At 73.3% G+C, this 26,361-nt stretch carries 22 protein-coding genes; 15 read left to right on the top strand and 7 right to left on the bottom strand.

Annotated elements, in window-relative coordinates; all coding sequences use genetic code 11:
- Positions 1–105: 105 nt before the first annotated feature.
- Positions 106–1,695, top strand: coding sequence for a Rieske 2Fe-2S domain-containing protein (locus EAD96_RS20995; protein ID WP_121685501.1), 1,590 nt, complete (start codon positions 106–108; stop codon positions 1,693–1,695).
- A 108-nt stretch (positions 1,696–1,803) separates the two neighbouring features.
- Entirely contained in the window at positions 1,804–2,442 is a 639-nt protein-coding gene (locus tag EAD96_RS21000) for a TMEM175 family protein (protein WP_199733249.1), read from the top strand.
- A gap of 4 nt (positions 2,443–2,446) precedes the next feature.
- Here the strand turns inward: EAD96_RS21000 and EAD96_RS21005 are convergent, their stop codons facing one another.
- Positions 2,447–4,045 carry an NAD(P)/FAD-dependent oxidoreductase gene (locus tag EAD96_RS21005; RefSeq protein ID WP_121685518.1) on the bottom strand — a complete coding sequence of 533 codons (1,599 nt, stop codon included), beginning with the start codon at positions 4,043–4,045 and terminating at the stop codon, positions 2,447–2,449.
- A 124-nt stretch (positions 4,046–4,169) separates the two neighbouring features.
- Here EAD96_RS21005 and EAD96_RS21010 point away from each other — a divergent pair, with 124 nt between their 5' ends.
- Both EAD96_RS21010 and EAD96_RS21015 read left to right on the top strand, forming a co-directional pair.
- Positions 4,170–4,595 (top strand): 50S ribosomal protein L7/L12, encoded by a 426-nt coding sequence (locus EAD96_RS21010; RefSeq protein ID WP_121685503.1) that lies wholly within the window; start codon positions 4,170–4,172, stop codon positions 4,593–4,595.
- A 106-nt stretch (positions 4,596–4,701) separates the two neighbouring features.
- A complete protein-coding gene (locus EAD96_RS21015; protein ID WP_121685504.1) occupies positions 4,702–5,871 on the top strand; it encodes an alkaline phosphatase PhoX in 1,170 nt (389 codons plus the stop codon).
- A 9-nt stretch (positions 5,872–5,880) separates the two neighbouring features.
- On the opposite strand, the gene EAD96_RS21020 is transcribed toward EAD96_RS21015, so the two are convergent.
- Entirely contained in the window at positions 5,881–6,723 is an 843-nt protein-coding gene (locus EAD96_RS21020; RefSeq protein WP_120571151.1) for a YhjD/YihY/BrkB family envelope integrity protein, read from the bottom strand.
- A gap of 51 nt (positions 6,724–6,774) precedes the next feature.
- Here EAD96_RS21020 and EAD96_RS21025 point away from each other — a divergent pair, with 51 nt between their 5' ends.
- From EAD96_RS21025 to ispG, 5 genes are all read left to right on the top strand, one after another.
- Complete coding sequence (locus EAD96_RS21025; RefSeq protein WP_120571150.1) at positions 6,775–7,320, top strand: GNAT family N-acetyltransferase; 546 nt, start codon at positions 6,775–6,777, stop codon at positions 7,318–7,320.
- 189 nt (positions 7,321–7,509) lie between these two features.
- Positions 7,510–8,136, top strand: coding sequence for a Uma2 family endonuclease (locus EAD96_RS21030; protein ID WP_147457911.1), 627 nt, complete (start codon positions 7,510–7,512; stop codon positions 8,134–8,136).
- A gap of 129 nt (positions 8,137–8,265) precedes the next feature.
- Positions 8,266–9,480, top strand: a complete 1,215-nt coding sequence (dxr, locus tag EAD96_RS21035) for a 1-deoxy-D-xylulose-5-phosphate reductoisomerase (RefSeq protein ID WP_121685506.1) — start codon at positions 8,266–8,268, stop codon at positions 9,478–9,480.
- A complete protein-coding gene (locus EAD96_RS21040; RefSeq protein ID WP_121685507.1) occupies positions 9,477–10,724 on the top strand; it encodes an RIP metalloprotease in 1,248 nt (415 codons plus the stop codon). Before dxr ends, EAD96_RS21040 begins: the two co-directional genes overlap by 4 nt.
- Positions 10,725–10,733: 9 nt before the next feature.
- Positions 10,734–11,909, top strand: a complete 1,176-nt coding sequence (gene ispG / locus EAD96_RS21045; protein ID WP_030504228.1) for a flavodoxin-dependent (E)-4-hydroxy-3-methylbut-2-enyl-diphosphate synthase — start codon at positions 10,734–10,736, stop codon at positions 11,907–11,909.
- A gap of 115 nt (positions 11,910–12,024) precedes the next feature.
- Here ispG and EAD96_RS21050 read toward each other — a convergent pair whose 3' ends face one another.
- The gene (locus EAD96_RS21050) at positions 12,025–12,612 is read right to left on the bottom strand and encodes a PadR family transcriptional regulator (protein WP_121685508.1); all 588 of its coding nucleotides are present in this window, start codon (positions 12,610–12,612) and stop codon (positions 12,025–12,027) included.
- 119 nt (positions 12,613–12,731) lie between these two features.
- Between EAD96_RS21050 and EAD96_RS21055 the strand changes: the two genes are divergently transcribed.
- The 6 genes from EAD96_RS21055 (at position 12,732) to EAD96_RS21080 (ending at position 21,990) form a co-directional block, all read left to right on the top strand.
- Positions 12,732–13,958, top strand: coding sequence for an MFS transporter (locus tag EAD96_RS21055; protein ID WP_120571144.1), 1,227 nt, complete (start codon positions 12,732–12,734; stop codon positions 13,956–13,958).
- Between the two features lie 64 nt (positions 13,959–14,022).
- Entirely contained in the window at positions 14,023–14,862 is an 840-nt protein-coding gene (locus EAD96_RS21060; RefSeq protein WP_120571143.1) for a DUF4081 domain-containing GNAT family N-acetyltransferase, read from the top strand.
- A gap of 93 nt (positions 14,863–14,955) precedes the next feature.
- The gene (locus EAD96_RS21065) at positions 14,956–15,663 is read left to right on the top strand and encodes an ATP-binding cassette domain-containing protein (RefSeq protein ID WP_121685509.1); all 708 of its coding nucleotides are present in this window, start codon (positions 14,956–14,958) and stop codon (positions 15,661–15,663) included.
- Positions 15,660–17,810: a YhgE/Pip domain-containing protein gene (locus EAD96_RS21070; protein ID WP_121685510.1), complete on the top strand. Its 2,151-nt coding sequence runs from the start codon at positions 15,660–15,662 to the stop codon at positions 17,808–17,810. Before EAD96_RS21065 ends, EAD96_RS21070 begins: the two co-directional genes overlap by 4 nt.
- Before the next feature lie 10 nt (positions 17,811–17,820).
- Positions 17,821–18,414, top strand: coding sequence for a TetR/AcrR family transcriptional regulator (locus EAD96_RS21075; RefSeq protein WP_120571140.1), 594 nt, complete (start codon positions 17,821–17,823; stop codon positions 18,412–18,414).
- A 90-nt stretch (positions 18,415–18,504) separates the two neighbouring features.
- Complete coding sequence (locus tag EAD96_RS21080) at positions 18,505–21,990, top strand: ABC transporter ATP-binding protein (protein WP_121685511.1); 3,486 nt, start codon at positions 18,505–18,507, stop codon at positions 21,988–21,990.
- A 115-nt stretch (positions 21,991–22,105) separates the two neighbouring features.
- Here the strand turns inward: EAD96_RS21080 and EAD96_RS21085 are convergent, their stop codons facing one another.
- From EAD96_RS21085 to EAD96_RS21100, 4 genes are all read right to left on the bottom strand, one after another.
- Positions 22,106–23,173 (bottom strand): NADH:flavin oxidoreductase/NADH oxidase, encoded by a 1,068-nt coding sequence (locus EAD96_RS21085; protein WP_121685512.1) that lies wholly within the window; start codon positions 23,171–23,173, stop codon positions 22,106–22,108.
- A 66-nt stretch (positions 23,174–23,239) separates the two neighbouring features.
- Positions 23,240–24,520 carry a dicarboxylate/amino acid:cation symporter gene (locus tag EAD96_RS21090; RefSeq protein WP_181373726.1) on the bottom strand — a complete coding sequence of 427 codons (1,281 nt, stop codon included), beginning with the start codon at positions 24,518–24,520 and terminating at the stop codon, positions 23,240–23,242.
- A gap of 136 nt (positions 24,521–24,656) precedes the next feature.
- Entirely contained in the window at positions 24,657–25,325 is a 669-nt protein-coding gene (locus EAD96_RS21095) for a DUF998 domain-containing protein (protein WP_121685513.1), read from the bottom strand.
- Positions 25,318–26,283, bottom strand: a complete 966-nt coding sequence (locus tag EAD96_RS21100) for a glutathione S-transferase family protein (RefSeq protein ID WP_121685514.1) — start codon at positions 26,281–26,283, stop codon at positions 25,318–25,320. The genes EAD96_RS21095 and EAD96_RS21100 overlap by 8 nt, the downstream gene beginning before the upstream one ends.
- Between the last annotated feature and the right edge of the window lie 78 nt (positions 26,284–26,361).

The following is a 26,361-nucleotide window of genomic DNA, read 5'->3' on the forward strand; positions in this document are numbered from 1 at the left end:
TACCGGTGGGGGCGGATGGCCACTACCGGCGTCGCGGGACGGCGAGCACACTGCCTCCGGTAGCGTCTTGACGTACACCTTGATGCCTTTTTGAGGAGGACTGCGGTGCGAGTGACCGGTACGGGGCATGCCAGCATGCGGATCGACACGGCCGCGGGCAGCATCCTGTGCGACCCGTGGGTCAACCCCGCCTACTTCGCCTCGTGGTTCCCCTTCCCGGACAACTCCCTCCTCGACTGGGCGACCCTGGGCCAGGTCGACTACCTGTACGTGTCGCACCTGCACCGGGACCACTTCGACGCGAAGCACCTGCGTGACTTCGTGTCCAAGGACGCCACAGTCCTGCTGCCCGAGTTCCCCACCTCGGAGATGGAGGACGAGTTCCGGGAGCTGGGCTTCACCAAGTTCCTCAAGGCTCCGAACGAGCAGGTGGTGGAGCTGCCCGGCGGCCTGAAGATCATGATCCAGGCGTTGACCAGCCCGACCGACGGCCCGATCGGCGACTCCTCGCTCTGGGTCGAGTACGACGGCGTGCGGCTGCTCAACCAGAACGACGCCCGGCCGACCGACCTCAGCGTGTTCGCCGAGCTGGGCCACGTGCACGCGCACATGCTCCAGTTCTCCGGCGCGATCTGGTACCCGATGGTCTACGAGCTGCCGCAGGCGGCGAAGACCGCGTTCGGCAAGCAGAAGCGGGACCGGCAGTTCGACCGCACCTGGCGCTACATCGACGACCTGAAGGCCGACCACGTCTTCCCGATCGCCGGCCCGCCGTGCTTCCTCGACGACGAGCTGTGGCAGTTCAACGACATCTTCGGCGACGAGGGCAACATCTTCCCCGACCAGTCCGTGTTCCTGGCCGAGTACGCCAAGGTCGGCGGCACCAACGGCATCGTGCTGCTGCCGGGCAGCGTCGCGGAGGTCACGACCGAGGGCGCGACCACCACCCACCCGGTGCCGGTGGAGGAGTTCTTCGCGAACAAGGTCGCCCACCTGGAGGAGATGCGGGAGCGCAAGCGCGGCGTGATCGAGGCCGAGAAGGCGTCCTGGCGGCACCCCGAGGTCGACGTGCTGGGCGAGATGAAGCGCCGGATCGAGCCGCTGCTGGACGAGTCGATCTACCTGGCCAAGGGCGTCGGCGGCCCGGTCCGCTTCGACCTGGTCGGCACTGACAGCTCAGGCGGTGAGGCCATTGAATCAATCGTGGTGGACTTCCCGGGCAAGGAGGTCCGGCCGTACGCGGACGAGAAGGTCCGCTACCGGTTCCGTACCGAGCGGGCGCTGATCGAGCACCTGCTGCACATCGGCGAGGTGGACTGGGTCAACTCGCTGTTCCTGTCCTGCCGTTTCTCCGCGGCCCGCATCGGCCAGTACAACGAGTTCGTCTACGCCTTCTTCAAGTGCCTGTCCGAGGAGCGCCTCCAGTACGCCGAGGGCTGGTACGACGAGCACGAGCGGGCGGTCGACGCCGAGGACATCACGCTCGACGGCTGGGTGGTGCAGCGGCGCTGCCCGCACCTGAAGGCGGACCTGAGCCGGTTCGGCATCGTCGACGGCGACCAGCTCACCTGCCAGCTGCACGGCTGGAAGTTCGACCTGGCCAGCGGCCGCTGCCTGACCAGCGTCGGGCACAAGATCCGCGCGCACCGCGCCGACGCGGAGACCCCGGCGCCGGCCGGGGAAGCGGCCATCTGACGGTTTCCGCCCCGTCCGCCGCCCCCGGCACGCGACCATCGGTCGGGAGGGGGCGGCGTGACGGGTGCGGACAGGGAACCGGCGTACCGGTTCGGGCGCGGCAACGAGATGGCGCGCGACGCCTCCCGGGTGGAGGCGTTCAGCGACGCGGTGATCGCCATCGTGCTCACCCTGATGGCCGTCGAGCTGCTGTCGTTCGACCCGGACACGCCGCAGGACGACGGGCTGCCGGCCGCGCTGCTGCACGAGTGGCGCGCCTACCTGGCGTACGTGATCACGTTCGCCATCGTCGGCCAGGTCTGGCTGACCCACCACAACATGTGGCGGTACGTCCGCCGGGTCGACCAGATGCTGCTGGTGCTGAACCTGCTGCTGCTGATGTTCGTGGCGGCGATCCCGTTCACCGCCGACCTGCTCGCGGACAACCTGCGCGGCACCGTCGACGACCAGCGGCTGACCGCCGCGCTGTACGCGGGCGTGGTGCTCGGTGAGGCGTTGTTCTTCAACCTGAGCTGGTGGTGGGCGCGCCGCCGCGGGCTGCTGCAACCGGGCCTCGACCCGCGGCTGGCGCGGGCGGTGGCCCGCCGGTTCCGCCTGGGTCCGCTGCTCTACCTGGTCGCGTTCGCGATCGTGTTCGTCGACCCGGTGCTGAGCCTGCTGGCGTACCTGCTGCTGGTCGGCGTCTACCTGGTCCGCGGGCCGGGCGACCTCCCGCCCGCCGGCCAGGAGGCACCCGACACGCCGTGAGGACTCAGCCCAGGTCGGCGAGGATGCGCCGGGCCGCGTTGTGCCCGGCCGCGCCGATCACGCTGCCCGCCGGGTGGCAGCCCGCGCTGCCCGCGTACACGCCGTCCACACCCGTCGCGTACGGCATCCGGTCGGTGAACGACACCGTGTTGTCGACGTGGTGGATGTGCCCGCCGGTGATGCCGAAGTGCGCCTCGATGCCGGGCGGCGGCAGCGGCACCGCGTCCGCGACCAGGTCGGCGGCGCCCGGGGCGTACCGCTCGCAGATCGCGAGCAGCCGCTGCACGTACCCGGGCAGCGCCGCGTCCCAGGTGGTGCCGGCCGGCTCGTAGGGGACCGACTGCACGAACAACGCCGACGAGTGGTGCCCCGCGTCGTCGGACAGCGACGGGTCGACGGTCGTGTGCAGGTACCACTCGATCGTCGGCTCGTCCGGCAGCCGTCCGGCCCGCACGTCCGCCCACATGCCGCGCAGCGCCGTCATGGGTGACTCCCCGCCGTCGCCGACGAGCGAGGCCGAGCCGGGCAGCAGGTGGATGGTCGAGCCGAACGGGCTCGGCGCGTCGTCCGGCAGGCAGGAGAAGCGCGGCAGCCCGGTCAGCGCCAGGTTGAGCTTGAGCGTGGTGCCGGTGCGGCGGACCGCCGCCATCCGCGCGCCCAGCTCCGCCGGGAGCGCGCCGTCGGGCAGCAGCTCCATCAGCCGGTACGGGTCACAGGCGCCGAGCACCACGGAGGCGTCGACCTCCCGGCCGTCGGCGAGCGTCACCCCGGCGGCGGCGCCCCCGGTCAGCCGGATGGCGGTGACCGGCGCGTCGGCGACGATCCGCGCCCCGGCGCGCTCGGCGGCCTCGGCGAACGTGCGCGACACGGTGCCCATCCCGCCCCGGGTGATCATCCAGGTGCCGTCCGCGCCGGGCAGCCGGCACATGTTGTGCACCAGGAAGTTGTGCCCGGTGCCGGGGTCGTCCGGGCCGGCGTTCAGCCCGGACAGCCCGTCGGTGACCGCGTACATGCTGACCAGCAGCTCGGAGCGGAAGTCGAAGCGGGCCAGGTGGTCGGCCACCGACCCGCGGACCAGGTCGACGAAGACCTGCCGCAGCGCGGGCCGCACGTGACGCTCGGCGGTCTCCTCGACCGGCAGCGGCTCGGCCAGCCACGCCGGGGCGAGATCCTCCCGCAACTGGGCCAGCTCGGCGTGCAGCGCGTCGTCGGCGGCGACGTCGGCGGGGGAGAACATCTCCGCGAGTTGCCGCCGGCCGGCCGCCACGTCGCTGCCGGCCAGCAGGTACGGCGAGCCGAGGCCGCCCGGCGTGGGCAGGAAGTAGTGCGGGTCGCGGCGCAGCACCGGGATGGTCACGTCGAGCGTGGCCAGCAGTTCCGGCGGCATCAGCCCGAGCAGGTACGACCCGGTGGAGTGACGCAGCCCCGGCACCTTCGGGAACGGGTTCTCGGTGCGGGTCGCCCCGCCGATCACCCCGGATGCCTCCAGCACGAGGACGTCCAGGCCGGCGCGGGCCAGCAGGATCGCCGAGACCAGGCCGTTGTGCCCGGCGCCGACCACGACGACGTCGGCGCGGGACGGCAGCTCACTCGCGTCGCTCATGGGGTGCTGGTTGGGCATGCGCTCACGGCCCTCGCTTCGCTCGGTGCGTTCGCTCATGCCGCGGAGCGTAGCGGCGGCAGGGCCACGAAGGGAGGGTTCGCGCTGGGGCGCTACCGTTCCGGGCATGTCCCCGGCTGTCCAGATCGCGCTCGCGGTGGCGCTCGTCGTGGTGGTGTTCCTGCTCCTGCTCCTGCTCGCGCTGCGGCGCGGCCGTCCCCGGGATCTGGTCGCCCCGGACCGCCCGGCGGGCGACGGGCAGGCCGAGGTGCTCCGGCTGGCCCGCGCGGGGCGTACGGTCGAGGCGGTCAAGGTGCTGCGCGAGCAGACCGGGCTGTCGCTGCTGGACGCGAAGCGGGCGGTGGACGTGCTGGTGTCCGGCGGAACCTGGTCGCCCGGCCCGCCGGCACCGGGAAAGGGCGTCGACGACGCGGTGCGGGCCGAGGCCGCACGGCTGCTGTACCGGGGCAAGAAGATCCAGGCGATCAAGGTGGTGCGGGAGCACACGCACATGTCGCTCGCCGACGCGAAGCGGTACGTCGAAGGCCTCTGACGCCGGACGGCCGTCACCCCGCGTTCACCCTATAGTGGCAGTTGTCGATGCATTACTCGTCCTACCGTCGACGGGACACCCACCGCCCCCCGGGAGGTAATCCCCGATGGATCGTCGTACCGTCCTGCGCGCCACAGCCGCCGGTGGCGCCGCCGCTCTCGCCGGTGGTCTCTGGGCCGCCGCTGCCGCCCCGGCCCAGCCCGCCCAGCCCGGCCCCGGCCCGTACGGCGACCTGCTGGCCGCCGACGCCAACAGCCTCCAGTTGCCGGCCGGCTTCACCAGCCGGGTGATCGCGCGTTCCGGTCAGCGGGTCGCGGGCACCTCGTACACCTGGCACCCGGCGCCCGACGGCGGCGCCTGCTTCCCGGCCGGCGACGGCTGGATCTACGTCTCCAACTCGGAGGTGCCGCTCGTCGGCGGCGCCTCGGCGGTGCGGTTCGCCGCCGACGGCGCGATCGCCGCCGCGTACCGGATCCTCGGTGGCACGAACGTCAACTGCGCGGGCGGGCCGACCCCGTGGGGGACGTGGCTGTCCTGCGAGGAGGTGCCGCTGGGCCGGGTATTCGAGACCTGGCCGGCCGGTGGCCGGGCCGGCGAGGAGCGGACCCGGATGGGCCGGTTCAAGCACGAGGCGGCGGCCTGCGACCCGGTGCGGCGGGTGGTCTACCTGACCGAGGACGAGGGGGACGGCTGCTTCTACCGGTTCGTCCCGGACACCTGGGGTGACCTGCGCACCGGCCGGGTGCAGGTGCTCTGCGCCCCGGACGGCCAGGTGACCGGGCCGGTGACCTGGCGGGACCTGCCGGACCGCGACGGGTTTCCGGTGCCCACCCGCTACCAGGTGGCCGCGGCGCAGACGTTCGACGGCGGCGAGGGCTGCTGGTACGCCGACGACACCTGCTGGTTCACCACCAAGGGCGACAACCGGGTGTGGGCGTACGACGCGGTGAACCAGCGGCTCGACCTCGCGTACGACGACTCGCTGGTGCCGGCCGGGGCCGCGCCGCTGACCGGCGTCGACAACATCACCGGCACCGCCGGCGGTGACCTCTACGTGGCCGAGGACGGCGGCAACATGGAGATCAACGTGATCACACCGGCCGGTGTGGTGACGCCGTTCCTCCGGCTGCTCGGGCAGTCCGAGTCGGAGATCACCGGGCCCGCGTTCTCGCCGGACGGCAGCCGGCTCTACTTCTCCTCGCAGCGCGGCACCAGCGGCGCCCGGGCCGGCACCGGCGGCATCACGTACGAGGTGCGCGGCCCGTTCCGGCGCTGACCGCAGCCGTCAGGCGCGGGCCGCCTCCCGGGTGGCCCGCCACCGGCTCGCCGCCAGCGTGGCCGAGTAGCCGGACAGCACGATCACATGGAACAGGTACAGCCAGAGCAGCACCGCCACGCCGCCGCCGATCTCGTCGAACCCGCCGAACGGCACGCCCAGGTCCAGCGGCAGCGAGCAGAACAGCACGAAGCCGTGCACGAAGCCGGACAGGTTCGCCGCCGTGAACGAGCCCAGGACGACGGTGGCGAGCCAGTCCGGCGAGGCCGGGCCGACCACCCGGAACACCCAGATCAGCACCGGCGTGAGCACCAGCCACACCGCCAGGAACGACAGCACCACGCCGAGCGCGCCGACCCAGCCGCCCTGGCGTACCAGACGGGTGGTCATCGGCAGCCCGAGCAGGATCGACAGCAGCAGCGCCGGGGCCGGCGCGAGCAGCGGGAGCAGCAGCAGGCGGCCCCGCCAGCCGACCAGCGCGCCGGACTCGGCGCGCGGCTCGGCCACCGAGACGAAGGCGCGGCGCAGTCCCTCGCCGTAGAGGGACGCCGGCAGCAGCGAGGCCAGCGCCAGCAGCGGGGTCAGTCCCAGCCCGGCCTCGACCAGCGCGGCCGCCGCCCGGTGCGCGCCGATCTCGGTGGGCAGCGTGTCGATGGCGTACCCGGTCAGCCGCCGTACCCGGTCCGCCCCGGCGAGCAGCCCGGTCAGCCAGATCGCCAGCAGCGCCACCGGCACCACGGCGATCGCGCCGTAGAAGGTGATCGCGGCGGCGTGCAGCGACAGGTCGCGGCCGCGGACCGGCCGGAACGCCGCAGCCGTGATCCGCTTGGTCCGCTCCCACCCGTCGCCCATCGCCCTCTCGTTCCCCGTACGACCCCGCGCCACGCATTACGATCCGGCGGCATGACGATCGCCACGACCGACCGGCTGGTGCTCCGGGACTGGACCGAGTCGCCCGACGACCTGGCCCGGGTCTACGACATCTACTCCCGGGACGAGGTGATGCGCTGGCTGGGTGGCGGCAAGGGGCGGATGACCGACCCGTCCGAGGCGCGCGAACGGGTCCGGATGTGGCACGAACGCTGGGGTCCGTACGCCGGCCGCTGGGGCCTGTGGGCGATCGAGCCGCGCGACGGCGGACCGGTGGCGGGGAGCATCCTGCTCAAGCCGCTGCCGGGACGCGACGGCGTCACCCTGACCGACGACATCGAGGTCGGCTGGCACCTGCACCCCGACGCCCAGGGCAACGGCTACGCCACCGAGGCGGCCCGCGCGGTGCTGGAACGCGAGTTCGCCACCGGCACCCCGAGGGTGTACGCGGTGGTGATGGCCGGGAACGACCCGTCGATGGCGGTGGCCCGGCGCCTCGGCATGACGCACGTGGGCGTGCGCACCGACTGGTACGGCGGGGTCGAACTGGAGACCTTCGTCCTGGAGCGCCCCGCCTGACCGTTCAGACCCGCGCCCGCCCCGGCGATCATGGAGTTGACGGTGACAAATCGGACCGCCGACGCCGTCAACCTCATGATCGCCGGGATTCCGGTGGTTGGGGGCGGACAACGTGTGCGAGCAGGGCGGAGCGGGACAGCGCCGTTAGGGTGAGTGGTAGCACGATTACCCGCTGAGGGGGTGAGCCTGATGGCCCAGGCCGCATTCGCGCCCGAGCCGGCACCGCAGCCCGCCGAGCCGTCGTTCGAGGTGCTCCGCTGGCGCGACGAGCCCTGGACCGCGCAGCTCGCTCTCGATCTCCTACCGGAGACCAACGGCCCGAAGGTCGAGGTCCTGAGCGGAAGCGTGATCGTGACACCACATGCCGGCATCGACCATCAGTCGGTCGAACGCGAGTTGCCGTATCGGCTGCACCGGGCCGCCCGGCGTAGCGGGCTCTGGGTCTACCCCGAGATCAACCTGATTTCCGGCAAGGATCTGTTCATCCCCGACATCGCCGTACTGCGCTCCTCGGGCGGTGGCCGATCCGCTGTCGACATCGGCCAGGCGGTGCTCCTCGGTGAGATCGTGTCGCCCGGTAACCGGCGAAAGGACGTGATCGACCGGCCACGGGAGTACGCGGCCGCCGGTGTGCCGTACTTCCTCCGGGTCGACCTGCGTAACCGGGTGCCCGCGCTCGCCCTCTACGAACTGGTCGAGGGCGAGTACCGGCCGCTGGCCGCCGCGGCCGCCGGTACGACGTTCGTGATGCGGCAGCCGTTCGAGTTCAGCGTCGACCCGGCCGACCTGCTCGACGAGGAGGCGCCGCAGGCGTGATCGACACCGGATCGCCGAAGTGGTGGCATCGCGGCAACCCTGATGCCGCCACCTCGGCGAAGTGGAGTCGATCATGTCGCCGGGCACTCCGGGACGAACCGGGGTGAGGCGCTGGGGAACAATGGTCCGGTGACCACTCCCCGAGATCTCGTACTGCTCGGTTCGACCGGCTCGATCGGCACCCAGGCCATCGACATCGTCAAGCGCAACCCGGACCGCTTCCGGGTGGTGGCCCTCGGCGCGGGTGGCGGCAACGTGGAGTTGCTCGCCGCGCAGGCGCTGGAGCTGGGCGTGGATGCGGTCGGTGTGGCCCGCGCGTCCGCCGCGCAGGATCTCCAGCTCGCGTTCTACGCCGAGGCGAGCAAGCGCGGCTGGGCCAGCGGTGACTTCAAGCTGCCCAAGATCGTGGCCGGGCCGGACGCGATGACCGAGCTGGCGCAGTGGCCGTGCGACGTGGTGCTCAACGGCGTCGTCGGCTCGCTGGGCCTGCCGCCGACGCTGGCCGCGCTGCACGCCGGGCGTACCCTCGCGCTCGCCAACAAGGAGTCCCTGGTGGCCGGCGGCCCGCTGGTCAAGGCCGCCGTCTCCCGACCGGGGCAGATCGTTCCGGTCGACTCCGAGCACTCGGCGCTGGCGCAGTGCCTGCGCGGCGGCGCCCGGGGCGAGGTACGGCGGCTGGTGGTCACCGCCAGCGGCGGCCCGTTCCGGGGGCGGCGGCGCGACGAGCTGACCGCCGTCACGCCGGAGCAGGCGCTGGCGCACCCCACCTGGAACATGGGCCCGGTCGTCACGATCAACTCCGCCACGATGGTCAACAAGGCGCTGGAGGTGATCGAGGCGCACGAGCTGTTCGACGTGCCGTACGCCGACATCGAGGTGATGGTCCACCCGCAGTCGGTGATCCACTCGATGGTCGAGTTCACCGACGGTTCCACGCTCGCCCAGGCCAGCCCGCCGGACATGCGGCTGCCGATCGCGCTGGGCATCGGCTGGCCGGACCGCGTGCCCGGAGCCGCCGCGGCTGTCGACTGGACCACTGCCCACACCTGGGAGTTCTTCCCGCTCGACGACGCCGCGTTCCCGGCGGTCGCGCTGGCCAAGGCGGCGGGCGAGGCCGGGCGCTGCCGCCCGGCGATCTACAACGCGGCGAACGAGGAGTGCGTGGCCGCGTTCGCCGCGGGCCGGCTGCCGTTCCTCGGCATCGTCGACACCCTCCAGCGGGTGCTGGAGGACGCTCCCGATTTCGACGAACCAGGTACCGTCGAGGACGTGCTCGCCGCCGAGTCGTGGGCACGGGCGCACGCCCAGGAGATCATCGTCGGGTCGGTGGAAGGAGCTCGATGAGCTATCTGCTCGGGGTGGTGCTGTTCGCCCTGGCGATCCTCATCTCGGTGAGCCTGCACGAGGCGGGGCACATGCTGACCGCCAAGGCGTTCGGGATGAAGGTCACGCGCTACTTCGTCGGCTTCGGCCCGACGCTGTGGTCGTTCAAGCGGGGCGAGACCGAGTACGGCATCAAGGGCATCCCGCTCGGCGGCTTCTGCAAGATCGTCGGCATGACCCCGCAGGACGACGACGTCGAGCCGGGGGACGAGAAGCGCGCGATGTGGCGCTACCCGGTGTGGAAGCGGACGATCGTGATGTCCGCGGGTTCGATCACCCACTTCGCCCTGGCCCTGATCGCGCTCTGGATCATCGCGGTGTCGGTGGGGCTGCCGAACCCGAAGTTCCCCAGCACCGAGGCCGGCTTCCGGGCCGAGCCGGCGGTGATCGCCATCGCCCCGTGCGTGGTGGTGGAGAACGCGGCCCGCGCCTGCGAGTCCGGCGACCCGGCCAGCCCGGCCGAGAAGGCCCAGCTCAAGGACGGCGACCGGATCACCGCGGTGAACGGCAAGCCGGTCTCGACCTGGGGCGACATGCTCGACGTGGTCCGCGCCACCCCGCCCGGTACGGCCACCGTCGCCTTCGTGCGCGACGGCAAGCCGGACGAGGCGCGGGTCGACCTGGCCTCGGTGCAGCGTCCGCCGCTGGGCGACCCGAAGGGCGCCACCTCGGCGGTGTCCGCGCTCGGCGTGGCGCTCTCGCCCACCACCCCGACCCGGGTCGAGTACGGCCCGGTCGCCGCGTTCGGCGCGACCGCCGACTTCACCGGCACCATGGCCGTGCAGACCGCGCACGCCATGCAGCGCATCCCGCAGAAGGTGCCCGCGCTGTGGAACGCGATCACCGGCGGCGAGCGTGACGTGGACACCCCGATCAGCGTGGTCGGCGCCAGCCGGCTCGGCGGCGAGGCCGTGGAGAACAACGCCTGGCTGGTGTTCTTCATGCTGTTCGTGTCGCTGAACTTCTTCATCGGCGTGTTCAACCTGCTGCCGCTGCTCCCGCTGGACGGCGGCCACATCGCCATCGCCTGGTTCGAACGGGCGCGCTCCTGGCTCTACGCGCGCATCGGCCGCGCCGATCCCGGCCGCGTCGACTACCTCAAACTCATGCCCGTCACGTACGCGGTGATCCTGATCGGTGGCGCGTTCACGCTGCTCACCGTCACCGCTGATGTCATCAACCCCATCACGCTCTTCTCAAGGTGAGTGCCTGAAGTGACCGCTGTCAGTCTCGGTATGCCCCCCGTACCGCCGCCGCCGCTGGCCCCGCGCCGGGCCAGCCGCCAGATCATGGTCGGTTCGGTGCCGGTCGGTGGGGGCGCGCCGGTCTCGGTGCAGTCCATGACCACCACCCTCACCGCCGACGTCAACGCCACGCTCCAGCAGATCGCCGAGCTGACCGCGTCCGGCTGCCAGATCGTCCGGGTCGCCGTGCCGTCGCAGGACGACGTGGAGGCGCTGCCCGCGATCGCCAAGAAGTCGCAGATCCCGGTGATCGCGGACATCCACTTCCAGCCGAAGTACGTCTTCGCGGCGATCGACGCCGGCTGCGCCGCGGTGCGGGTGAACCCGGGCAACATCCGGCAGTTCGACGACAAGGTCAAGGAGATCGCGCGGGCCGCCGGCGACGCGGGCGTGCCGATCCGGATCGGCGTCAACGCGGGTTCGCTGGACAAGCGCCTGCTGGCCAAGTACGGCAAGGCCACCGCCGAGGCGCTGGTGGAGTCGGCGCTGTGGGAGTGCTCGCTGTTCGAGGAGCACGGCTTCCGGGACATCAAGATCTCGGTCAAGCACAACGACCCGGTGGTGATGATCCGCGCGTACCGGCTGCTGGCCGAGAAGTGCGACTACCCGCTGCACCTGGGCGTCACCGAGGCGGGCCCGGCGTTCCAGGGCACGATCAAGTCGGCGGTGGCGTTCGGCGCGCTGCTGGCCGAGGGGATCGGCGACACCATCCGGGTCTCGCTGTCCGCCCCGCCGGTCGAGGAGATCAAGGTCGGCGCCGCGATCCTGGAGTCGCTGGGCCTGCGCGAGCGTGGCCTGGAGATCGTCTCCTGCCCGTCCTGCGGCCGGGCGCAGGTCGACGTCTACAAGCTGGCCGAGGAGGTCACCGCCGGTCTGGAGGGCCTGCCGGTGCCGCTGCGCGTCGCGGTCATGGGCTGCGTGGTGAACGGCCCGGGTGAGGCCCGCGAGGCCGACCTGGGTGTGGCCTCCGGCAACGGCAAGGGCCAGATCTTCGTCAAGGGCAAGGTCGTCAAGACCGTGCCGGAGGCGCAGATCGTGGAGACGCTGATCGAGGAGGCGCTGCGCATCGCCGACGAGATGGGCGCCGAGATCCCCGAGGAGCTGCGCGACCTGGTGCCGGGTGGCGCCACCGTCACCGTGCACTGATCTGTATTCCGCGTCGCCGTGCGGCCGTCCCCGACATCGGGGGCGGCCGCACGCGCGTTTCGCGGACCGGTATGCACGGTGTCACCGGGTGCAGCCGGGCTGCCGCGCCGGGCGTTCACTCGGACTCGGCGAGGATGGCGTAGAGCTTGCGCCGGGTCTCGTCGAGCACCTGGGCGGCCCGGGCGCGCTGGTCGTCGGTGCCGGTGGTCATCACCTGCCGCAGCGCCTGCATGGCCTGGGCGCCGGCGTCGCGGATGTCGTGCCAGCTGTTGACCGTCTGCTCGGCGAACTCCGCCCAGGGCGGGGTCTGCGCCGCGCCGGCCGCCTCGGCCTGGCCCGCCTCGGCCAGCGCGAACCGCTTGCGTCCGCCCTCGGAGTCGGGGGCGGTCGCGATGAGCCCCTCGTCCTCCAGCAGTTGCAGCGTCGGGTAGATCGAGCCGGGGCTGGGCCGCCAGGCCCCGCCGGTGCGGGAGTCGATCTCCTGGATCATCTCGTAGCCGTGCATCGGCCGCTCGGTGAGCAGGGCCAGCACGGCGCCGCGCACGTTGGGCCGCCGGCCGCGTCCGCGCCCGCCCCGGCCCCGCCCGTGACCGTGCGGTCCGGGGGAGAAGGGCGGCGGACCCGGGGGTACGGGCGGGAAGCCGAAGCCGCCACGGCGGCGCATCTCGTCGTGCATGGCGTGCATGCGTCGATGGAACCCCATCGGTTCTCCTTCGGTCGGTGTATCACTGATGCATCAACGATATATCGGCAATGCATCGCCGACAAGACGTTACGTAAACGGGGCTGAAAACCGTACGTACGTCTTGCTAGGGTGCTGGTGTGCGCCTGCTTCCCGAACCGGGCCCGTCCCGGACCCTCGCCCTCTCCACGCTCGTCAACACCGTCGGGCGGGGCACCTGGCTCACCGCCAGCGCGCTGTTCCTCACCCGGTCAGTCGGGCTGTCGGTCACCCAGGTCGGCGTGGCGCTCACGCTCACCGCGCTGGTCAGCCTGGTGGCGAGCACGCCGATGGGCTACCTCGCCGACCGCCTCGGCCCGCGCGGGCTCCAGATGGCCGCGCTGCTCGCCTCGGCCGGTTGCACGGCCGCCCTGGTGGCGGTGCGCTCGTTCACCGGCTTCCTGGTCGTCGGCGTGCTGATGGCGGTCGCCGACGCGGGCACCCGTGGCGCCCGGGGCGCGCTGATCGCCGGTGCCGTCCCGCCCGACCAGCGGGTACGCACCCGCGCCTACCTGCGCGCGGTCACCAACGTCGGCATCTCGGTGGGCACGGTCCTGGCCGGGTTCGCGCTCGCCGCCGACACCCGCGGCGCGTACGTCACGCTGATCCTGCTCGACGCCGCCACGTACGTGCTGGCGGCGGCGGTGCTGCTGCGGCTCCCGCCGGTGCCGCCGATGCCCGCCCCGGCGCACGGGCCACGGCTGATCGCGCTGCGGGACCGCCCGTTCCTCGCCTTCACCGTGCTGGACGGGCTCATGTCCATGCACTTCTCGCTGATCAACATCGCCCTGCCGCTCTGGATCGCCGGGCACACCACGGCGCCGAACTGGCTCATCTCCGCCTGCCTGCTCGTCAACACGGTGGTGGTGATCCTGTTCCAGGTCCGCGCCTCGCGGGGCACCGAGGACCTGACCGGCGCGGGCCGGGCCGCCCGCCGGGCGGGTGTCCTGCTCGCGGTCGCCTGCGCGCTGTTCGCGGCCGGTGGCGGCGTACCGGTCGCGGCGGCGGTGCCGCTGCTGCTGGGCGGCGCGCTGGTGCACGTCGTGGGCGAGCTGTGGCACGCGGCGGCCGGCTGGGGCATCTCCTTCGGCCTGGCCCCGGCGCACGCGCACGGGCAGTACCAGGGCGCGTACGGGATGGGCATGCAGCTCGGCTCGATGGTCGCCCCGGTGGTGGTGACCACGCTCGCGATCGGCTGGGGCGTGCCCGGCTGGCTGGTGCTCGGCGTGGTGTTCATGCTGCTCGGCGCGCTGGTGCCGCCGGTGGTGCGATGGGCCGCCCGGACCCGTCCGGCCACGCCCGAACCGGTGCCGGCGCCCGCCGGCTGAGCGCGGTGCGGCAGGTGCCCGGTCGGCCCGCGCACGCCGGGGTGGATCTGGCAGGCTGGTAGCCGTGCTCACGGTGCCGGTACGCCAACTCGGGGAGTCGGAGCGCCGCGCGGTCGAGCGGCTGCTCGACCTCGACCCGTACGCCGGCGCGCAGGTCGCCGAGCGGGTGGCGGCACGCGGCCTGGCGTGGTGGCGGGCCGAGGCGCGGATCCTCGGGTACGGCTCCCGCCGGCACCTGGAGTCGATCTGCTGGCTGGGCGGCAACCTGACCCCGGTGCTCGCGTCCGAGTCGGCGGTGACCGCGTTCGCCGACCAGTTGAGCGCCGAGGAGCGGCTCTGTTCCTCGATCGTGGGGCGGGCCGACGCGGTGCTCGGGCTCTGGGACCGCCTCTCCGCGCACTGGGGCCCGGCCCGGGACGTACGCCCGAACCAGCCGTTGCTGGCGACGGACGCGCTGCCCGCCGTGGCGCCCGACCCGCACGTGCGGCGGGTGCGCGGCAGCGAGGTCGACCTGCTGTTCCCGGCGGCGGTGGCGATGTACACCGAGGAGGTCGGGGTGTCGCCGCTGGCCGAGGACGGCGGGCGCGGCTACCGGCGGCGGGTGACCGAGCTGGTGCGCGCCGGCCGCGCCTACGCCCGTTTCGTCGACGGGCGGGTGGTCTTCAAGGCCGAGCTCGCAGTGGTGACCCGCCGGACCGCGCAGGTGCAGGGCGTCTGGGTGGCGCCCGAGTGGCGTGGCCGGGGCATCGCCACCGCGGCGATGGCCGCCGTGGTCCGCGACGCGCTGGAGCGGGTCGCGCCCACTGTGAGCCTCTACGTCAACGACTTCAACCTGCCCGCCCGCCGGGTCTACGAGCGCTGCGGCTTCCGCCCGGTCGGCACGCTCGCCACAGTGCTGTTCTGAGGATCACTCCCGCCGGACGTCCCGAACCGGACACCCGACGCTATGCTGGGCATGTTTTTATACTGACTAGTCAGTTCGGAATTCGGGGTCGGGATGAAGATCGTCGAGGCCAGGGGCCTGGGGCTGCGCACCCGCCGCGGTTGGGTCTACCGCGACGTCGACCTCACCGCCGCGAGCGGTGAGCTGCACGCCGTCACCGGCCCGCCCGGCAGCGGGCGCACCTCGCTGCTGCTGGCGCTGGCCGGGCGCTTCCCGCACAACCACGGCGAGCTGCGCCGCCGCGGCCCGGCCGCGCTCGGCCAGGTGGCGGGCGTGCACGAACCCGACCCGACGCTCACCGTCGCCGAGCACATCACCGAACGCCTGCTGCTGCTCGGCCCGGTGCCGCGCCGCCGGCGCCGGCTGGTTCCGGTCGCCGCGGTACGGGCCCGCCGCGCCTACCGCCGCGACGCCTACGCCGCCGCCATCGCCGGCGCCGGACTCACCGACGCGCCGCTCGACCCCGACCGGTACGGCCGCGACCTCACCCCGGTCGAGCGCCAGGTGCTCGGGCTGGTGCTGGCCAGCCTCGGCGGCCCCAGCCTGATCGTCGCCGACGACGTGGACGCCGGCGCCGACCGCCCCGAGCGGGAGTGGATGTGGGGCGCGCTGGAACGCCTCGCCGACCAGGGGTACGCGGTCGTCGCCAGCGCCCGCGCCGTCGAACCCGGAGTCGCCGCCACCGTGCACCGCATCGGCGACCCGGCCCTGCCCGCTCCCGCCCTGACCGTTCCCGACGAGCCCGCCGAGGTGCCCGCATGAGCGTCCTGCGACTGGCCCTGTTCGAGCTGCGCCGGATGACCCGGGGCCGGCTGCCGCGCGCCGCGCTCGCGGTGCTCACCATCGTCCCGCTGCTCTACGGCGCCCTCTACCTGTACGCGTTCTGGGACCCCTACGGGAAGATGGACCGGATCCCGGTCGCCCTGGTCAACGCCGACCGCCCGGCCACCGCCGGTGACGGCAGCGAGGTGCACGCCGGCCGCGACCTGACCGAGAAGCTGCTCGACCGGCGGGTGTTCGGCTGGACCGTCACCGACCAGGCCGACGCCACCAACGGGCTGCGCGACGGGCGCTACCACCTGGTCTTCTCCATCCCGCAGGACTTCTCCGCCACGCTCGCCGCCGGCCCGGAACCGGACCGCCCGGCCCGGCAGGGCGAACTGAAGGTCGTCAACGACGACGCCACCAACTACCTCTCCGGCCTGCTCGCCCGGTCGGCGTTCAGCGAGATCCGGGCCGCCGCCGCGCAGAGCACCGCCGCCACGTACTTCGACAGGATGCTGATCGGCTTCACCGACGCCAAGGCCGAGACCGGCCGCGCCGCCGACGGCGCCGGAAAGATCGCCGACGGGCTCGGCAGCTCCCAGCAGGGGGCCGACCAGCTCGCCGACGGGCTCGGTGACGCCGAGGACGGCGCCGGGCAGCTCGCCGGTGGACTCAACCAGTCGGTCCAGGGCGCGGACAAGCTCGCCAAGGGCCTCGGCCAGCTGCGCACCGGCGCCGCCCAGCTCGCCGACGGCGCCGGGCGCGCCGCCACCGAGACCAAGGCCGCGGCGGCCACCGTGAACGCCGCCGCCGACAGGTACGAGCCGGTGCTGCGCCGCAACGCCGACAAGATCGAGAAGGCGGCCACGCTCGTCGCCGACGGCGCGCAGCAGCTCGCCGCCGGGCTGGACGCGCTGCCGGGCAAGGCCGCCGAGGTGGTCGCGAGCGCCGAGGAGGTCCGCGACCGGCTCGACGCGGTCGCGATGGAACACCCCGAACTGGCGGACGATCCCGGATTCGCCGCCGCCCGCAAGGCCGCCGACCGGGCCGTCACACAGGCCCGGTCCGTGGTGGCCGCGCTGGACAAGACCGACATGGCCACGCTGCGCAAGCAGATGACCGACGTGGCGAAGACCGCCCGCGAGGTCGCCGCCGCCGCGCCGCACCTGGCCGACGACGTCGCCTCCGCCCGCGCGAAGGTCAACGAGCTGGCCGGCGGGCTCACCACGCTGGCCCAGGGCAGCGCCAAGCTCCGCGACGGGCTGGGCGACGCGTCGACCGGCGCGAACGAGCTGCGCGGCGGCCTCTACCGCCTCGCCACCGGCGCCCGCCAGCTCGACGGCGGCCTGGCCCAGCTCGGCAGCGGCAGCAACCGCCTGGTCGACGGGCTGACCCGGCTGGAGGGCGGCGCCGGCGACCTCGCCGACGGGCTCGCCGCCGGGGAACGGAAACTACCGGGGTACGACGACGCAGCCACTCGCGCCGGCGTGCTCGGTGACCCGGTCGGCCTGATCCGCGACTCGCAGAACCCGGCCGGCTCGTACGGCGTGGGCTTCGCCCCGTACTTCCTGTCGCTGGCGCTCTGGGTCGGCGCGATGATCACGTACATGCTGTTGCGGCCGGTCAACCGGCGGCACGTCATGTCCGGCGCGCCCGGCTGGCGGGTCGTGCTCGCCGGGTGGCTCCCCGCGGCCGGGATCGGCCTGGCCCAGGTCACTGTGCTCTACACGGTGGTGACGCTCGGCCTCGGGCTCGACCCGAGGCACGGCCCGGCCACGTTCGGGCTGCTCGCCCTCACCTCGCTGGCGTTCACCGCGATCATGCAACTGCTCGGTGTGGCGCTCGGCCCGGCCGGGCGGCTGGCCGCGCTGGCGCTGCTGATGCTCCAGCTCACCTCGTCCGGCGGCACCTACCCGGTGCAGACCTCACCCGGCTTCTTCCAGGCGATCCACCCCTGGCTGCCGATGACGTACGTGGTGGACGGCCTGCGGCACACCATCAACGGCGGTACGACCGCACCCGTGGTCACCGGCGCGCTGGTGCTGCTCGCGTTCGGGCTGGGCGCCATGGCGCTGACCGTCGGCGCGGCCCGCCGCTCCCGGCGGCTGACCCCGGCCAAGCTGCACCCCGAACTGACCATGTGAGGATGAGCCGGTGACGGACGGACGGACACGCCGGCGCGAGGACACCCGCCAGCGCCTCTTCGTGGCGGCGGTGGACCTCATCGCCGAGCAGGGCTTCTCGGCCACCACCGTGGACGACATCGCGGCCCGGGCCGGCGTGGCGAAGGGGACCGTCTACTACAACTTCGAGTCCAAGACGGTCCTGTTCGAGGAGCTGCTGCGGCACGGCATCGGCCTGCTCACCGCCGAGTTCCGGGCCGCCGTCGACGGGCTGCCGCCGCTGGAGGCGCTCGGCGCGCTGGTCCGCGCCCAGCTGGAGTACATCCGCCGCTACCGCGCCTTCGCCCAGCTCCTGCTCTCGGAGATGTGGCGGACCAACCGGGAGTGGCAGCAGACGCTGCGGCTGCTGCGCGGCGAGGCCATCGCGGTGATCGCCGACACCGTGAAGGCCGGAGTGGACAGCGGTGACCTCCCGGCCGACCTGGACGTGCGTACCGCCAGTTCGGCGCTGTTCGGCGTCGGGCTCGTGGTGGCCGTGGACTGGCTGGTCTTCTCGCCGGAGCGGCCGATCGACGAGGTGCAGGAGTCGCTGCTCGGGATCGTCCGGCGGGTCGCCCGCACCTGACCAGCGGTCGGTAATTCGGTTGATTCCGGACCGCCGGAAGGGTGAGGCTGAGGGCACCGCCCCCACCGATCCGAGTCCGGAGGACCTTCCATGCGCCTGCTCCGAGATCTCTGGGCCACGGCGCCCCGCCGGATGGCGGCGGTCCTGCTGCTGATCGTGCTCGGCGCCGGTGGTCAGGCGGCCGCTTCCGCGCTGGCCGGGCCGGTGCTGGTGCACCGCTCGTCCGGCTGGTTCGTCGCGCTCGCCGTGGCGCTCGTCGCCGCTGTCGTCACCGACCTGCTGATCGGCCTGATCATGGCCCGGCTCACCGCCGACTGGTCGGCCGACGTGCGGCGGCGGCTCTGCCGGGTCGCGCTCGGCCAGGACCTGCCCACCCTGGAGACCACGCCGGTCGGCGAACTGCTCGACCGGATCGACAACGACGTCTACCAGGTCGCCGCCGAGATGCGGAACACCGGCGTACGGCTGGCGCAGGGCCTCGCGGTCTGCGCCCTCGCGACGGTGAGCGCGCTGATCGTCTGGTGGCCCGCCGGTGTCGGCATGATCGTGCTCACCTCGCTGCTCGCGGTGACGCTGCGCCGACCGACCGCCCGCATCGCCCCGGCCCGGATGGCCGAGGAGGAGGCGTGGTCCGACCTCGCGGCCGTGATGGAGGAGGCGGTGCACGGGCAGGACGACGTGCGCACCAGCCTCGCCCGGCCGTACGTGCTGCGCCTCTACGCCCGCCGCGCGGCCGAGGTGATCACCCGGTGCGTCCGGGTGTTCCGGCTCTCCGCCCGGGTCACCGCGGCCGCCGCCGGCGCGGTCCGGGTCGGCATCGCGGGCGTGGTGCTGGGCGGCGCGTGGGCGCTCGCCACCGGCCGGGTCGACGCCGCGCGGCTGACCGCGATCTGGTTGCTGGCCATCGCGTTCGGCGCGACGGTCGAGCACATCGCCCGCTGGGTGCCGCACCTGCAACAGGCGTTCGGCGCGTGGGGCCGGGTGCAACTGCTCGCCGGGTCGCCGCAGGAGCCCGACGGCGGGGCCACCCCGGTCGACGGGGACCTGACCGTGCGCGGGCTCACCTACCGCTACCCGGCCGGCGGGGACGAGCGCGGGCCGGCGCTGCGCGACGTCCACCTCGACTTCGTCCGCGGCCGCTCGTACGCGCTCGTCGGGCGTACCGGCTCGGGCAAGTCGACGCTGGCCAAGGTGCTCACCCGGGCGGTGGACGTGCCCCGCGGCACAGTCTTCCTCGGCGGCACCGACCTGGTCGACCTGGACGTGGAGGAACTGCGCCGGTGGATCGCCGTGGTGCCGCAGCGCACCGAGATCCTGGCCGGCACGCTCGCCGAGAACGTGGCGCTGTTCGACCCGGAACTGCTGGACGCCGCCGAGCGGGCGCTCACCGAACTGGGCCTGGCCGGCTGGATCGCCGAACTGCCCGACGGCGTGCACACCCGGCTCGGCGACGGCGGCTACGTGCTCTCCGCCGGGCAGGAGCAACTCGTCGCGTTCGCCCGCATCCTGGTCCGCGACCCGCACGTGGTGATCCTCGACGAGGCCACCGCGCGGCTCGACCCGGTCACCGAGAACCGGGTACGCGAAGCCACCGAACGGCTGCTCACCGACCGGATCGGCATCGTCATCGCGCACCGGCTCTCCTCGGTGCGCCGCTGCGACGAGGTGGTCGTGATGGCCGACGGCGCGGTGCTGGAGGCCGGTCCGCTGCGCGAGTCGGCCCGCTTCGCCGAGCTGCTCGCCACCAGCCACGCCGGGGCGTACGCCGGAGTGGGCGCCCGGCGCGGTGGCGTGGACCTGCTCGACGCGCCCGCCTGGGACGACGCGCCCGCCACGCCGGCCGCGCCCGCGACGCGGCCGGCCGCCGTGCCGCGCGCCGACCCGCCACCCGCGCCGCCCACGCCCCCCGCGCGGACCATGCGGGAGATCCTCCGGCTGGGCACCAACGACCCGCGGTACGGCATGGTCTCGGTCGCCCTGTTCATCGTGATGACGGTGCTCGGGATGGACGGGGCGGTGCTGCCCTGGCTCTGGGCCGATCTGGTCGGCGGCGGTGACCCGTGGCTGCCCGCGCTGGGCATCGTGGCGGCGCTGCTCGTGGTGCTGCCGCTGCCGTACCTGACGAACCTGTGGTTCCCGCAGTGGTGGATCCGGCAGATGCTGCGGATCAGCGCCCGGCTGGTGCACGGGCAGACCGGCGCGCGCCGGGTCAGCGGGCACACCCCGGCCGAGGTGGTCGCACAGGGCGGCGACACCGACCGGGTCGTGCACCTCGCCGACAACCTGATGGACCAGTTCATCTCGCTGACCATCGTGATCACCATGACGCTGGTGACCGGCAGTCTCGTACCGGCGCTGTTCTTCGTCGGCACGATGGTGGTCTCCGGGCTGGCGGCGACGCTGTTCGGGCCCCGGTTGGAACGCAACGCGGCCGGCACGGTGAAGGCGCGCGCCGCGTTCGCCACCGCGCTGGTGTCCGCGCTGTCCGCCGCCCGGACGGTGAAGCTGGCCGGCGCGACCCGCCCGGTGCTGCGCCACCTCGCCCGGCTGGACGAGGTACGCAGCGAGCGGCAGCGACGCGAGATCGCCATGCAGGTGTGGGCCCGGTCCACCCCGTCGGTCGCCAGTGGCCTGCTGCCGATCGGCGCGTGGGCGCTCTACCTGGCCGGTGAGCTGTCCGCCGGCGCCACGCTCGTGGCCGTCTCCACCCTGGGCGCGGCCCGCTGGTTCGCGTGGACCACCGCGTCGCTGGTGTCGCAGTACCCGTCGGCGCGCGTGTGGACCAGGCGGACGGTGGCGATGACCGGCGAGGCCGTGTACGCGGCGCCGGTGCCCGGGCTCGACCTGGTCGCCGGCACCGCGCCCGCGCCCGAGCCGCCGCCCCGGCACCCGCTGCGCCGCCTGGAGCTGTCCGGCTTCGGCGCGCTGCACTCCGACGGCACGCTTGCCGTCCGCGACGTCGACCTGGTGGTCGAACGCGGGCAGCTGGTGCTCGTCGTCGGCCCGGTCGGGTCCGGCAAGTCGTCGCTGCTGCGCGCGCTCGCCGGGATCGTGCACCACGTCGGCGAGCTGCGCTGGAACGGCGACCCGGTCACCGAGCCGGAGATGTTCCTGCGGCCCAACCAGGTCGGGTACGTGGGTCAGCTGCCCCGGGTGCTCTCCGGCACGGTGGCCGACAACATCGCGCTCGGCCACCAGGTGGACGCCGCCGGTGCGGTCTCGACCGCCCAGCTCGAACACGACCTGGCCGCCGCCGGGGGCGGGCTCGGGCTGCTGATCGGGCACAAGGGCACCCGGCTCTCCGGCGGTCAGCTCCAGCGGCTGGCGCTGGCCCGGGCGCTCGCCCCGCGTACCGAACTGCTGGTGGCCGACGACGTGTCGTCGGCGCTGGACGTGAGCACCGAGCTGGCGTTGTGGGCGGCACTGCGCGAGCACGGGGTGACAGTGGTCGGCTCGACCGCGAAGCGGGCCGCGCTGGTGCGGGCCGACCGGGTGGTGGTGCTGATCGACGGCACGGTGGCCGACCAGGGCACCTGGACCGACCTGGAACCCCGCTGGAACCACCTGGCCGGCTGACCCCCGCGCCCGCCGTCCTCCTCGTCGATCATGAAGTTGGCGGCGACAAATCGGACGCCGTTCGCCGCCAACTTCATGATCAACGCACCGGGGCGGGCCGGGAGGGCGGGGTGGGTCAGAAGGCTCGGGTGTACTGGTTGGGCCAGGTGGGGGTGGCGCCGAGCTTGGCGGCGGCGCGGCGCGGCCAGTACGGGTCGCGCAGCAGTTCGCGGCCCAGCAGCACCAGGTCCGCCTCGCCGCCGGCCACGATCTGCTCGGCCTGCTCGGGCTCCACGATCAGGCCCACGGCACCGGTCGGCACCCCGGCGTCGCGGCGGATCCGGGCGGCGAGCGGCACCTGGTAGCCGGGTCCGACCGGGATGGACGCCTGGACCGCCGCGCCTCCGGAGGAGGTGTCGATCAGGTCGACCCCGGCGGCGGCCAGTTCCCCGGCGAGCACCACGCTGTCCTCGACGGTCCAGCCGCCGTCGGCCCAGTCGGTGGCGGAGATCCGGGTCAGCACCGGCACTGATTCGCCGACGGCGGCGCGTACCGCGCGGGCCACGTCGAGGGTGAGCCGCATCCGGGCGGCCCGGTCGCCGCCCCAGCCGTCGGTGCGCCGGTTGGTCAGCGGGGACAGGAACTCGTGCAGCAGGTAGCCGTGCGCGGCGTGGATCTCCACGGCGGCGAACCCGGCGTCGAGCGCCCGTCCGGCGGCGGTGGCGAACGCGTCCACCACGGCCGCGATGCCCGCCTCGTCCAGCGCGGTGGGGGTGCGGTAGTCCGGGACGAACGGCTGGTCACCCGGGCCCACAGGGGTCCAGCCGCCCTCGGCGTCCGGCACACCGCCGCGCGCCGGCGCCCACGGCCGGTACGTGGACGCCTTGAACCCGGCGTGCGCGAGCTGCACGGCCGGCACCGCGCCGTGGGCGGCGACGAACGCGGTGATCGGACGCCACGCGTCGACGTGCGCGCCGGACCAGAGGCCGGTGTCCTGCGGGCTGATCCGGCCCTCGGGCACCACCGCTGTCGCCTCGGTGATCACCAGGCCGGCCCCGCCGACCGCGCGGGAACCGAGGTGCACGCGGTGCCAGTCGGTGGGCAGGCCGTCGGGTCCGGCGCTGTACTGGCACATGGGCGCCAGCGCGATCCGGTTGGGCAGGGTGACGCCGCGCAGGGCGAGCGGGGTGAACAGGGCGCTCATTCTCGGATCCTCCGGTCAGTGCGACGGGTGCGCCTCCTTGTGGAGACGCACCCGTCGGTGTGTGGATCAGGCGGGTACGGGGTCGAGCCGCTCGGTCTCGACCGGCTCGATCAGGTCGCGCTTGCCGGCCGAGTCGTACGCGGCCCGGTCGAGCGTGCCCTCCCGGGCGGCCACGATGGTCGGCACGACGGCCTGCCCGGCCACGTTCGTGGCGGTACGGATCATGTCCAGGATCGGGTCGATGGCGAGCAGCAGACCGGCTCCGGCCAGCGGCAGGCCCAGCGTGCTCAGGGTCAGCGTGAGCATGACGATCGCGCCGGTCAGGCCGGCGGTCGCGGCCGAGCCGACCACCGAGACGAACGCGATGAGCAGGTAGTCGGTGACGCCCAGGTTCACGCCGAACACCTGCGCCACGAAGATCGCGGCGAGCGCCGGGTAGATGGCGGCGCAGCCGTCCATCTTCGTGGTGGCGCCGAACGGCACCGCGAAGGAGGCGTACTCGCGGGGGACGCCGAGGCGCTCGACCGAGCGCTGGGTCACCGGCATGGTGCCCACCGAGGAGCGGGAGACGAAGGCCAGCTCGATGGCGGGCCAGGCGCCGGCGAAGAAGCGCAGCGGGTTGAGCTTGCCGGCCACCGCGAGCAGCACCGGGTAGACCACGAACAGCACCAGGGCGCAGCCGACGTAGACGGCCGTGGTGAACTTCGCGAGCGGGGCGAGCAGGTCCCAGCCGTACGAGGCGACGGCGTTGCCGATCAGGCCGAGCGTGCCGATCGGGGCGAGCCGGATGACCCACCACAGCGCCTTCTGCACGATCGACAGCAGCGAGCGGTTGAGCGACACGAACGGCTCGGCGGCGTCGCCGACCAGCAGCGCGGCGGCACCCACCACCAGGGCGAGGAAGACGATCTGCAGGACGTTGCCCTCGACGAACGCGCCGACCGGGTTGGTCGGGACGATGCCGGTGAGGAAGTCGATCCAGGAGCCGGTGGTCTTCGGCGCGGTGGCGCCGGCCGGGTCCAGGTTGACGCCCCGGCCGGGGTCGGTGAGCAGGCCGAGGCCGATGCCGATGCTCACCGCGATCAGCGCGGTGACGGCGAACCAGAGCAGCGTCTTGACGGCGAGCCGGGCGGCGTTGGCGACGCCGCGCAGGCTGACCACGCTGACCACGATGGCGGTGAAGACCAGCGGCGGCACTGCCAGCTTGAGCAGCTGGACGAAGAGGCCGCCGACGGTGTCGAGCGTGCTGGTCAGCCAGGCGAGGTCGGCGGCGCGGGCGAGGAAACCGAGCGCCACGCCGAGCACGAGGCCGAGCAGGATCTGGACGGAGAAGGGGATTCTGCGCAGGGCGGAGGTCATGAGGACGAATCCAAGGTCTGGAGAGGGAAGGCGGGCGTCGGGGAGTGGAACTACGCCGGACAGACGCCGCTGGCCTGCCGCCGGAGATCGACGTACAGGCGCTCGGTGAGGCACCAGACATTGGTCATCGTCGCGACACGTTACTCCCCTCCGGCGCCGGAACGGAAGGACCGTCGCCGGTGAGGCTCCTTACAGCCAGGTAGCCGGAGGTGACCAGTCCCCAGGCGGCGACCACGACCAGCAGCACCCGTTCCGACACCCCGAGCAGCGCGCTGCGCCCGACCAGCAGCAGCGCCGCCGCTACCACGGCGGCCACCGGCAGCGCCACCGCCGCGCCGACCGCGGCGATCCGCCGCAGCCCCCGGTCCGCAGCCGGGGAGAACAGCAGCACGAGCATCGCGAGCACCACCGCGGCGGTCGCCGCGATGCTCGCCCCGCCGTGCACCAGGTCGGCCACCGTGGTCGCCTCGAACGGCGGCAGCGGGCAGCCCTCGCTGCACGTGACAGCGCCGGAGAGCACCGTGGCGACCGCGCCGACGCCGAGCAGCCCGGCCGCCGCCCGCACCCCCGGCGGCAGCGCCCCGGCGAGCAGCAGCAGCGACGCGGCCACCGAGAAGATCCCCATCCGGTACGCCCCGGCGTACCCGCTGTCGGCGATGCCCGCTTCGCTCACGTACGCGATGGGTCCGGGTCCGGGACCGGCGACCACCGCGACCGTCACCGCGGCCACGCCGGCGGCCAGGCAGACGGCGGCGAACGCGGCGGCGATCCGGCGGGCCGTGCCCTCAGCCACGTCCGTGCGGGGTGGTCCAGCCGGACAGGTCCGGGCCCAGCGGCACGATCCGGGTCGGGTTGATCATGTCGTGGGTGGCGTAGTAGTGCCGCTTGATGTGGTCGAAGTCCACCGTCTCGCCGAAGCCCGGCGTCTGGAACAGGTCCCGCGCATACGCCCAGAGCACCGGCATCTCGGTGAGCTTGCGCCGGTTGCACTTGAAGTGCCCGTGGTACGCCACGTCGAAGCGCACCAGCGTGGTGAACAGGCGCACGTCCGCCTCGGTGATCGTGTCGCCCATCAGGTAGCGCCGCCCGGCCAGCCGCTCGCTGAGCGCGTCGAGGCGGGCGAACAGCGCGGTGAACGCCTCGTCGTACGCCTCCTGGGAGGTGGCGAAGCCGCACCGGTAGACGCCGTTGTTGACGTCCCGGTGGATCTCCGCCATCAGCGCGTCCATCTCCGGGCGCAGCTCGACCGGGTAGAGATCCGGCGCGTCCGGCGCGTGGAACCGCCGCCACTCGGTCGAGAAGTCCAGCGTGAGCTGCGGGTAGTCGTTGGTGACCACCCGTCCGGTGAGCGTGTCCACGAGCGCCGGCACCGTCACCCGGCCGGTGTAGTCCCTGTCGGTGGACAGGTACGCCTCGGAGAGGAAGCCGATGCCGAGCACCGGGTCGAAGCCGTCCGGGTCGAGCGCGAACCGCCAGCCCCGCTCGTCCCGGATCGGGTCGACGGTGCCCAGCGAGATCACCTCGTCCAGCCCGAGCAGGCCGCGCACGATCCGGGCCCGGTGCGCCCACGGGCAGGCCCGGCACCAGATCAGCCGGTACCGGCCCGCCTCCAGCGGCCAGCGCCCCGCATCGTCCGGCCCGCCGCCCTCCGGTGAGGTGGAGTGCGGGGTGACCCGGCCGGTGAACCGGTTGGGCTGGCGGACGAACGCGCCGCCGCCGCTGGTCTCTGCGCTGAACTGGGCCCCGGACATGCGGCAAACCTATCCGCTCCGGTCACGGATATCCTGGCGCCGGGTACCCCCTCGACCCGCCAACCGACCCCTTCCCAC

Source organism: Micromonospora sp. BL1 (genome assembly GCF_003667485.1).
Taxonomy (GTDB): Bacteria; Actinomycetota; Actinomycetes; order Mycobacteriales; family Micromonosporaceae; genus Micromonospora; species Micromonospora tulbaghiae.

Excerpts from the sequence above, each read along its gene's own strand:
- EAD96_RS21080 (WP_121685511.1), top strand. The coding sequence starts at position 18,505 with ATGCGCCTGCTCCGAGATCTCTGGGCCACGGCGCCCCGCCGGATGGCG.
- EAD96_RS21010 (WP_121685503.1), top strand. The coding sequence starts at position 4,170 with ATGTCCCCGGCTGTCCAGATCGCGCTCGCGGTGGCGCTCGTCGTGGTG.
- EAD96_RS21070 (WP_121685510.1), top strand. The coding sequence starts at position 15,660 with ATGAGCGTCCTGCGACTGGCCCTGTTCGAGCTGCGCCGGATGACCCGG.
- EAD96_RS21005 (WP_121685518.1), bottom strand. The coding sequence starts at position 4,045 with ATGAGCGACGCGAGTGAGCTGCCGTCCCGCGCCGACGTCGTCGTGGTC.
- EAD96_RS21040 (WP_121685507.1), top strand. The coding sequence starts at position 9,477 with ATGAGCTATCTGCTCGGGGTGGTGCTGTTCGCCCTGGCGATCCTCATC.
- EAD96_RS21085 (WP_121685512.1), bottom strand. The coding sequence starts at position 23,173 with ATGAGCGCCCTGTTCACCCCGCTCGCCCTGCGCGGCGTCACCCTGCCC.
- EAD96_RS21025 (WP_120571150.1), top strand. The coding sequence starts at position 6,775 with ATGACGATCGCCACGACCGACCGGCTGGTGCTCCGGGACTGGACCGAG.
- EAD96_RS21030 (WP_147457911.1), top strand. The coding sequence starts at position 7,510 with ATGGCCCAGGCCGCATTCGCGCCCGAGCCGGCACCGCAGCCCGCCGAG.
- EAD96_RS21000 (WP_199733249.1), top strand. The coding sequence starts at position 1,804 with ATGGCGCGCGACGCCTCCCGGGTGGAGGCGTTCAGCGACGCGGTGATC.
- EAD96_RS21015 (WP_121685504.1), top strand. The coding sequence starts at position 4,702 with ATGGATCGTCGTACCGTCCTGCGCGCCACAGCCGCCGGTGGCGCCGCC.
- EAD96_RS21050 (WP_121685508.1), bottom strand. The coding sequence starts at position 12,612 with ATGGGGTTCCATCGACGCATGCACGCCATGCACGACGAGATGCGCCGC.
- EAD96_RS21020 (WP_120571151.1), bottom strand. The coding sequence starts at position 6,723 with ATGGGCGACGGGTGGGAGCGGACCAAGCGGATCACGGCTGCGGCGTTC.
- EAD96_RS21100 (WP_121685514.1), bottom strand. The coding sequence starts at position 26,283 with ATGTCCGGGGCCCAGTTCAGCGCAGAGACCAGCGGCGGCGGCGCGTTC.
- EAD96_RS21065 (WP_121685509.1), top strand. The coding sequence starts at position 14,956 with ATGAAGATCGTCGAGGCCAGGGGCCTGGGGCTGCGCACCCGCCGCGGT.